Origin of the sequence: Streptomyces sp. NPDC056503 (assembly GCF_042794995.1) — a bacterium.
Taxonomy (GTDB): domain Bacteria; phylum Actinomycetota; class Actinomycetes; order Streptomycetales; family Streptomycetaceae; genus Streptomyces.
Window position 1 is genome coordinate 1 of the sequence record NZ_JBHTST010000262.1, and the last position, 2,699, is coordinate 2,699.

The following is a 2,699-nucleotide window of genomic DNA, read 5'->3' on the forward strand; positions in this document are numbered from 1 at the left end:
GGCCCGCACCCCGTGCGGGCCTCGCGGCGTCGTGCCGCTAGCGGGTCGCTTCGGCCAGCCGGGACGCCACGGTCCGCAGGTGCTCGCGGAGGGACGCGGGCGCGTGGATCGTGAAGTCGAGGCCCATCAGCGCCAGGCGGACCGCCACCCACTCGACGGAGTCGGTCACGCGGGCGCGGAGCCGGCAGCTCTCCGGGCCCGTCGCGACCGGCACCAGGTGCGACGGCAGGCCCGCCACCACCGTCTCGACCGGCGCCGCGAACTCGACGTCCAGGTCCACCTCCCGGTCCGACTCGCCGTGCGCCCGCGCCATCGACCGGATCAGATACGCCCCCGCGTCCCCCTCCGGCAGCTCCCGCGGGGCGAACCGCGCCCCGGTCGCCAGCGGATCGGAGACCCGGTCGACCCGGAACGTGCGCCAGTCCTCGCGCCCGAGGTCGTACGCCACCAGGTACCACCGGCTCCCCGTCGACACGAGCCGGTACGGCTCCACCAGCCGCTTCGACTCCGCCCCCGCGCGCGCCCGGTACCCGAAGCGCAGCCGCTCGTGGCCGGTGACCGCGCCGGCGATCGCCGTCAGCGTGGAGGGCGCGACGGTCGCGCCGTCCCCGCGGGTCAGCGGCAGCGTCGCGTTCTGGAGGGTGGAGACCCGGTGCCGCAGCCGCGCCGGCAGCACCTGCTCCAGCTTCGCCAGGGCCCGTACCGACGCCTCGTCGACGCCCTCGACGGCGTGCCCCGCGCCCGCCCGGAGGCCGACGGCGATCGCGACGGCCTCCTCGTCGTCGAGGAGCAGCGGAGGCATCGCCGTACCCGCGACGAGCCGGTAGCCGCCCACCGCTCCCTTCGTCGCCTCCACGGGATAGCCCAGCTCCCGGAGCCGGTCGATGTCGCGGCGGATCGTGCGGGGGGAGACCGAGAGCCTGTCGGCGAGCTCGCTGCCGGGCCACTCGCGCGGGGTCTGGAGGAGTGAGAGCAGGGTGAGGAGTCGTGCCGGGGTGTCCGTCATGGGCACCAGCATGCCGTCCAAATAGGACGCGTCCTGGCCTATATCACTCCTATGGTTCTCCTATGAGCGCACACGAGACCGACGCCGCCACGGGGGCGGACAGCACCACCACGGGGGACAGCAGACGCTGGATCGCCCTGGCCATCGTCATGACGGCCGCCTTCATGGACCTGGTCGACGCCACGATCGTGAACATCGCGATCCCCAGCATCGAGCACGACCTCGGCGCGAGCTTCGGCGCGATCCAGTGGATCACCGCCGGCTACGCGCTGGCCTTCGCCGCCGGCCTGATCACCGGCGGCCGCCTCGGCGACATCTACGGCCGCAAGCGGCTCTTCCTCCTCGGCACCGCGGGCTTCACGCTCGCCTCCGCGCTGTGCGGCTTCGCCGCGAACCCGGAGATGCTGGTCGCCTCCCGCCTCCTCCAGGGCGCGGCGGCGGCGATGATGGTGCCGCAGGTGCTGTCGATCGTCCACGTCACCTTCCCCGCGCACGAACGCGGCAAGGTCTTCGGCATGTTCGGCGCGATCGTCGGCCTCGGCGCCGTCTCGGGCCCGCTGCTCGGCGCGCTGCTCACGGAGTGGAACATCGCCGGCCTGGAGTGGCGGCCGATCTTCCTGATCAACCTGCCGGTCGGCGTCGCCGCGCTGATCCTCGGCCGGAAGTACATCACCGAGTCGAAGGCGCCGAAGGCGCTCCGGCTCGACCTGGTCGGCGTCGTGCTCGTCACGGCCGCGCTGCTCCTGCTGATCTACCCGCTGACCCGGGGCCGTGAGCTGGACTGGCCGCTGTGGGGCCACCTGATGATGGCGGCCAGCCCGCTCGTCTTCGGCGCCCTCGTCGCCTACGAGCGGTACAAGACGAGGAAGGACGGCTCCCCGCTGGTCGAGCTCTCGCTGTTCCGCGTGAAGTCCTTCGCCGCCGGCATCGCCGTGCAGCTGACCTTCGGCATCGTGCTCGGCATCTTCTTCCTGGTGTGGACGCTCTACATGCAGATCGGTCTCGGCTGGAGCGCCCTCAAGGCGGGTCTGACCGGTGTGCCGTTCTCCATCGCGGTCTCCATGGCGGCCGGCATGTCGGTCCAGCTCCTGGTGCCGCGCTTCGGCCGCAAGGTGCTCCAGGCGGGCGCGCTGACGATGGTCGCGGGCGTCCTGCTCTACTTCTTCCTCGCGGGCCGGTACGGGGCGGGGATCTCGCCCTGGCAGATGATCCCGGCGCTGGTCGTGATGGGCCTCGGCATGGGCCTGATCGTGGCGCCGCTGACGGACGCGGTGCTCTCCGAGGTCCCGAAGGAGCACGCGGGTTCGGCGTCCGGCCTGATCAACACGACCGGCCAGATGGGCAACGCGATCGGTCTCGGCCTGGTCTCCGTGGTCTTCTTCGGCGTGATCGACGACCGGGGACCGGCCCGGGTCCCGGCGGACGTGGCCGACGCCTTCACGGACGCCTTCCGCAACTCCCTCGGCTGGGCCGCGGTCGTCCTCGCCGGGATCTTCCTGGTGATGTTCGCCCTGCCGGCCAAGCCCAAGCAGCACCTGGAGGGCGGCGCGGACGGCGCGGACGACGTCGAGCCGGGCGCGGTGGAGAAGGCTCCGGCGCTCGCCTCCTGAGCCGTTCCCCGGCCGGGCTCCCGAGCCGCCCGGTCCGGACGCGAAGGGCCCCGGTCCTCGGACCGGGGCCCTTCGTCACGGCG

General features: G+C 72.8%; 2 protein-coding genes. One reads left to right on the forward strand and one right to left on the reverse strand.

Annotation, left to right across the window (positions count from 1 at the left end):
- Positions 1-37: 37 nt before the first annotated feature.
- Positions 38-1,006, reverse strand: coding sequence for a helix-turn-helix transcriptional regulator (locus ACFQ8C_RS36860; RefSeq protein ID WP_383466305.1), 969 nt, complete (start codon positions 1,004-1,006; stop codon positions 38-40).
- A 62-nt stretch (positions 1,007-1,068) separates the two neighbouring features.
- Between ACFQ8C_RS36860 and ACFQ8C_RS36865 the strand changes: the two genes are divergently transcribed.
- Positions 1,069-2,616, forward strand: a complete 1,548-nt coding sequence (locus ACFQ8C_RS36865; RefSeq protein ID WP_383466307.1) for an MFS transporter — start codon at positions 1,069-1,071, stop codon at positions 2,614-2,616.
- Positions 2,617-2,699: the final 83 nt, after the last annotated feature.